Source organism: Caulobacter sp. B11 (assembly GCF_002737765.1).
Classification (GTDB): domain Bacteria; phylum Pseudomonadota; class Alphaproteobacteria; order Caulobacterales; family Caulobacteraceae; genus Caulobacter.
This window is the reverse complement of record NZ_PEGG01000304.1, coordinates 1-5,887: the sequence shown is the minus strand read 5'-3', so window position 1 is coordinate 5,887 and position 5,887 is coordinate 1. Positions and strand designations below refer to the sequence as shown.

Here is a 5,887-nt window from a genome sequence, read left to right as displayed (position 1 = left end):
CCTGGCCCTCAGCGCTCAGGGCCAGTACAATGACCTGAGCAAGTCTTTTGGTCCGCGCCCTGGCGGGTCTGATCGGCTACCGTGCACCCAGCGGCATCTGGGCCGCGTCTCTGTCGGCGGCCTATTCCAAGCAGGAACAGGTCGAATCCACCAACAACACCGTGCGTTGGGCGCAGGCGCGATTCAATTCGGTTGCGGGACCAACTGCTTCACCACCCAGAATTCGGGTGGCGCCTATGTGCCGAGCGCGTCCTGCAATCAGGTGGCTCTCGCCTTCCATCCCCGTATTCCGCGCTATGGCGAAGTGACCCATGATCGCGAGCGGCTGGGCCTGACCGGCAGTTTCCAGTACCAGCCCACCGACCGCACCAAGCTGTCGGTCGATGGCCTCTATTCGCGCTATAACGCCATTCGTAACGAGAAGTGGGCCGAGGTCCTGTTCCGGTCGAACGAGCGCTCGATCAGCGTTCGTGACTACACGATCGACAGCAACAACAACCTGATCAAGGGCACGTTCGACAATGCCTGGGTGCGTATCGAGCACTATGAGCGCGAGCTGGACACCACCTTCTACCAGTTCAGCGCCAACCTGACCCACGAGTTCAACGACCAGTTCAAGATCCAGGGCCTGGCCGGTTTCTCGAAGTCGGACGCCGATATTCCATACGAAACCACGATCATCTTCGATGACCGTGACGCCACCGGCTACAAGTACGACTACACCGACATGAAGAAGCCGGTGCTGGCGTTCGGCACCAGCGTCACCGAGCCGACGAACTTCCAGTTCGCCGAGTTCCGCGACCGGCCGTCCAACAACACCAACGAGTTCAAGACCCTCGCCCTGAACGCTGATTGGGCGATCACCGACGAGCTGACCTGGAAGGCGGGCGCGGTCTATCGCGAGTTCGAGTTCGGCCTGACCGAAGGTGCTCGTGACTCCACCTACTGCGCGGCCTTCACCTGCGCGGCCGGTAAGTATGGCGCGCCGGTCACGGCGGCTCTGACCAACACCTTCAGCCTGTCGGGCGCCGAGGCTCCGGCCGGCACCACGACTAACTGGGTGGTGCCCAACCTCCAGGCCGCCACGGCCATGGTCAACCTCTACAGCCGGCCCCTGATCCTCCAGGCGGGTAACACGCGCTCTGTGGTCGAAAAGGATACGGGCGGCTTCCTGCAGTTCGACGTGAAGAGCCAGATCATGGATCTGGACTACGCGCTGAATCTGGGTGTGCGCTACGTGAAGACCGAGCAGTCTTCGACGGGCATTAACAACAGTCAGAACGTCACCGTCGAGCGCGCCTATGAAGACTGGTTGCCCGCCGGCAACCTGGCGCTCTATCCGCGCGAGGATCTTATCGTGCGCGGCTCGATCGCCAAGGTCATGACCCGCCCCAGCCTGGGCAACCTGACTCCGGGCGGCAGCGTCGACGGCTTCAACTATCGGATCACCTCGGGCAACCCGGCGCTGAACCCGTTCCGCGCCACCGCCTATGATGCTTCGGTGGAATGGTACTTCGCGCGCGAGTCGATCTTCTCGATCGCCGTGTTCCAGAAGGACATCGCCAGCTTCCCGATCACGGCCTCGACCACGGGCAGCTATGCCTCGACCGGTCTGCCGCTGTCGTTGATCCTGGCCAGCTCGCCGGCCGCCGCCAATCCTGAAGGCCAGCCCTGGACGATCAACACGACCGTCAACGGCGAAGGCGGCAAGCTGCAGGGCGTCGAGTTCGCCGTGCAGGGGCCGTTCAGCTTCCTGCCGGGCTTCTGGTCGAACTTCGGTGGCATCGCCAACCTGACCCTGGTCGACTCCGACGTCGACTATACGGTGCAGGGCGCCGCGACCAATCCGTTGGGCACTTTCCCGACCTTGGTCAGACGCACCGAGACCGAGCGCCTGTTCAACCTGTCGCGGCAGGCTTTCAACGCCACGCTCTACTACGAAGCAGACAAGTTCAGCGCTCGCGCCTCGGCCGCCTATCGCAGCGGCTTCCTGGACGCCACCAGCGGCACGGGCAACGTGTTCGAGGGCTATAACAGCTCGATCAATGTCGACGCCTCGATGCGTTATCGCCTGAACGACAACCTCGAATTCTCGCTCGAGGGCGTTAATCTGACCGACGAGTATCGCGACCGCTTCACCGACCTCGAGGCTGACCGCAACTACGAATACAACCACTTCGGCCGGACGATCATGTTCGGCGTCCGGTATAAGATGTAGTCGAAGCAACGCTGGAACGACGAAGGCCGCCGGCGCAAGCCGGCGGCCTTTTTCATGTTCAGGATGGCGTCGCCCCCCGGTCAGGCGAGTCGCTGAGACAACTGCAGGGTTCCCTCGACGGGCGCTGCGCCTTCATGGCGCAGAGGGGAGCAGAGCAATGCGCCTGGTCCAGAAGTTCAAATCCTGGGCCGGCCGCCGACGCCACATAGGCGTCGGCATGGGCGAAGGGGCCTGAACTCATCAGGGTCCAGCCGCGGGCCCCACCTCCTATATCCAGTCGCGGCAATCGACGGTGCTGTGGTCTGACACGGGCCTGCCCAACACCCTGCTGACCAACGGCAACACGCCGTCGACGGTGTTCTACGTGACCCAGGCCCTCAACACCCCCGGCGGCACGCTGAAGGGCTACGAGATCAGCCTGCAAAAGCCGTTCACCTTCCTGACCGACGAGTTCGACAGCAAGTGGGACGACTCCAATCGTCAGAGCTCTGAAGAATATGTCCACTTCGGCCGCCAGTTCTACCTGGGCGCCAGCTACAAGTTCTAATCCGGCGCCCGCCTCGCGGGTGGCCTGAAACGGAAAAGGACGCCGGTTCGCCGGCGTCCTTTTTTGCGATCGGTGGGTGGGCGGGCGGGGCTGTTTAGAGCCGCAGCCCAAAGCGCGGCCCGATCCAGGTCATGGCCAGATAGAGCGCGATGGTCAGGGCGCAGCCCAGGGCCAGGGCCAGCCAGAACGGCGTCCCGTGGCGCAGCAGCGCCGGGATCAGCAGAAACATCGGCAGGGACGGCAGCACGAACCAGAATGTCGCCCCGGCATGGGCGGCGATCCGGACCGGGTCCTGGGTGTCGCGCCACAGCCAGATCATGCCCAGCACAGACACGAGCGGCAGCGAAGCCACCAGAGCTCCGAAGCCGGGGTAGCGCTTGGCGATCTCGGACACCGCGGCGATGATCGCCCCGGAGACCAGGGCCCTTGATCAGGGAGATAGAGCATCCGGTCACCATGCGGTCATCCTCCCGCCAGGCCAAGCGCCCGTCCGATCGAACCCGCGCCGAAAGGCGCCTTACCTTGAAGGCTGGCGCAGCCCGCGCGAGGTCAGAACTCTTCCCAGGACTGAGCCGCCGCCTGAGCCGCGCCGCCGGGACGCGCGAAAGCGGCGATCTTGGCCTGGGCTCGCGCCACGGGGTTGGCCGCCGGGGCATGGCGGCCAGGCTGGGCGCGCTCCAACCGCGCGGTAGGCGCGCCGGTCTGGAAAGCGCGAGACCAGCGAGGCCAGTTCGGCGGCTTCCGTCTTGAGATTGGCGGCCGCGGCGGTGGCTTCCTCGACCATGGCGGCGTTCTGCTGGGTGACCTGATCCATCTGGTTGACGGCGGTATTGACCTCATTGAGGCCGGTGGCTTGCTCTTGAGACGAGGTGGCGATCTCGGAGATCAAGACGTCGATTTCGGCGATCTTGCCGACGATGCCGGTCAGCGCCTGACCGGTGTCGCCAACCAGCTTCACCCCCCGTTCCACTTGGGCCGTGCTGCTGGCGATCAGGGTCTTGATCTCCTTCGCCGCTTCAGCCGAAACGCTGGGCAAGGCCCTGACCTCTTGAGCCACCACCGCAAAGCCCCGACCGGCCTCTCCGGCGCGAGCGGCTTCGACCCCGGCGTTCAGGGCCAACAGATTGGTCTGGAAGGCGATTTCGTCGATCACGCCGATGATCTGGGTGATCTGGCCCGAACTCTGTTCGATCTCGCCCATGGCCGCGACGGCGTCGCGCATGACTTCGCCCGAGCGGGCCGCGTCGCTTCGCGCGCCCGAGGCCGCGACCGAGGCTTGCTTGGCGCCCTCCGCGCTCCGCCTGACCGTAGCCGTGATCTCGTCCAGGGCCGCCGCCGTCTGCTCCAGGCTGGCGGCCTGCTGCTCGGTGCGCCGCGACAGGTCATCGGAAGCGGTCGAGATTTCGTCGGCGCCGGCGCGCAAGCCGCCGGTTGTCCCGGTAATGCCGCTCATCGCCTCGCGCAGGCTGTCGATCGCGGCGTTGAAGTCGTCCTTGATCTGCGCATAGCGACCGAGGAACTGCGCGGTGATCCGCGCGGTCAGGTCACCTTGGGCCATGCGCTTGAGGCTTTCGGCAAGGTTGGCGACGACCTCCTCTTGCTCCTCGGCTGAGCGCTGTCGCTCGCTCTCGGACCGCATGCGTTCGTTCTCAATGGCCGTGACGTCGGTGGCGAACTTGATGACCTTGTAGGGCTTGCCGTTCTCGTCGAGCACGGGATTGTAGGACGCTTGGATCCAGCACTCGGCGCCGCCCTTGGCGATACGCAGGAACTTGCGCGCGATGAACTGACCGCTGTTGAGTTCATCCCAGAAGGCGCGGTACTCGGCGCTCGCCGCCTCGATCGGCGGGACGAACATCCTGTGATGCTCGCCCACGACGTCTTCCGCCCGATAGCCCAGGGCGTTCAGGAAGTTTGCATTGGCCCGCAGGATGGTTCCGTCGAGCTTGAACTCGATCACCGCCTGGGACCGATCCATGGCCGCCACCTGGGCCTTCAATTCGCGAACCTCGGCGACGGCGGCGGCGTGTTTGATCTTGGCCGGCTTGGAGAACAGCATGGGAGGCTTTTCGCTCTGATAACAACGTTGCGTGAAACTTGCCGCAAAATCCTAACGAGGCGCTAATTCTGAATTCGCACCATAGTCTAACACGCCTGAGGCTTCCCCAAATTGAGTATCCATCGAGGGTGCGCGGCCATTGGACACGGTGGGCAAATAGAGAATTACAATCTGTCCGATCCCGTCTATGTCACGGTCGCGCTTTGGTAATGTGGCGAGTGGGATGGCGTGAGTATGGGCCTGGAAGACTTAATCGCCGTCCTGACGACAGACTCGGAGACGGCGGTGGTTGTCACGGATGGCGAGCTTTCCCACCCAGGTCCGACCATTCTGTACGTCAATGGCGCTTTCGAGCGGATGACGGGGTATTCGCGCGCGGAGCTGGTGGGGCGGACGCCCCGTCTGCTTCAAGGCGAGAAGACCAGCCTCGCCACGCGCCGGACACTGGGGCGCGCGCTGCGCCAAGGGAAGCGGATGAAGGTCGCCTTGATCAACTATCGCAAGTCGGGCGAGCCTTATCGTTGCGAAGTCGAGGTCTTTCCGATCCTCGATAGGGACGGCGTGCTGATCAACGCCGTTGCGCTGGAGCGCGAAGTCCGGCGTGGACCAGGCCGGCGTCCGAACGCTGATCAGGCCTGATCTGCCGTCAGCCTGCACGGCGCCGATTGCTCGGCCTCGTCGACCATGGCGCGCGCCAGATCGAGGACCGGTCGGCGGACACGCGCCTTGGCGATCTCCGGGAAGTGCGCCGCCAACGCCAGACTTTCAGGCGAATTCACAAAGTCGGTGATGACCCGATCGGCGCCGCGCTCGCGCGCCGAGACCTCTGCACGAGACCAAGCCGTCGCCGTCTTGGTGAGGCGTCCAAGGCAGATGGAGTGAGACCAGTCCTGCCTGGGCGGACGACAGGCGCTCGTCCTCAATCGTCCTGCGTCATCGCGCTCATCGCGGTGAAAAGTAGGGACGCGAGTTTGCGCCGAAAGGATGTGTGGCCAAAAAGGCCTATCTTTTCAGCATCTTGATTTTAAGGGTGGCGGAGAGGGTGGGATTCGAACCCACGGTG

At 64.0% G+C, this 5,887-nt stretch carries 5 protein-coding genes and 1 pseudogene; 3 read left to right on the top strand and 3 right to left on the bottom strand.

Features of this window, described 5'->3' with window-relative positions:
• Position 1: 1 nt before the first annotated feature.
• Together CSW58_RS11635 and CSW58_RS11630 are read left to right on the top strand one after the other, a co-directional pair.
• Positions 2-2,218, top strand: a complete 2,217-nt coding sequence (locus CSW58_RS11635; protein ID WP_099447393.1) for a TonB-dependent receptor — start codon at positions 2-4, stop codon at positions 2,216-2,218.
• A 292-nt stretch (positions 2,219-2,510) separates the two neighbouring features.
• Positions 2,511-2,765 (top strand): hypothetical protein, encoded by a 255-nt coding sequence (locus CSW58_RS11630; protein ID WP_099447392.1) that lies wholly within the window; start codon positions 2,511-2,513, stop codon positions 2,763-2,765.
• Between the two features lie 94 nt (positions 2,766-2,859).
• Here CSW58_RS11630 and CSW58_RS11625 read toward each other — a convergent pair whose 3' ends face one another.
• Together CSW58_RS11625 and CSW58_RS11620 are read right to left on the bottom strand one after the other, a co-directional pair.
• Positions 2,860-3,186 (bottom strand): DUF3147 family protein, encoded by a 327-nt coding sequence (locus CSW58_RS11625; RefSeq protein ID WP_099447391.1) that lies wholly within the window; start codon positions 3,184-3,186, stop codon positions 2,860-2,862.
• A 128-nt stretch (positions 3,187-3,314) separates the two neighbouring features.
• Positions 3,315-4,824: pseudogene (locus CSW58_RS11620) on the bottom strand (methyl-accepting chemotaxis protein).
• Between the two features lie 234 nt (positions 4,825-5,058).
• Between CSW58_RS11620 and CSW58_RS11615 the strand changes: the two are divergent.
• Entirely contained in the window at positions 5,059-5,463 is a 405-nt protein-coding gene (locus CSW58_RS11615) for a PAS domain-containing protein (protein WP_099447390.1), read from the top strand.
• Here CSW58_RS11615 and CSW58_RS15840 read toward each other — a convergent pair.
• A complete protein-coding gene (locus CSW58_RS15840; RefSeq protein ID WP_255406582.1) occupies positions 5,454-5,579 on the bottom strand; it encodes a hypothetical protein in 126 nt (41 codons plus the stop codon). The two genes, CSW58_RS11615 and CSW58_RS15840, sit on opposite strands and share 10 nt — an antisense overlap.
• Positions 5,580-5,887: the final 308 nt, after the last annotated feature.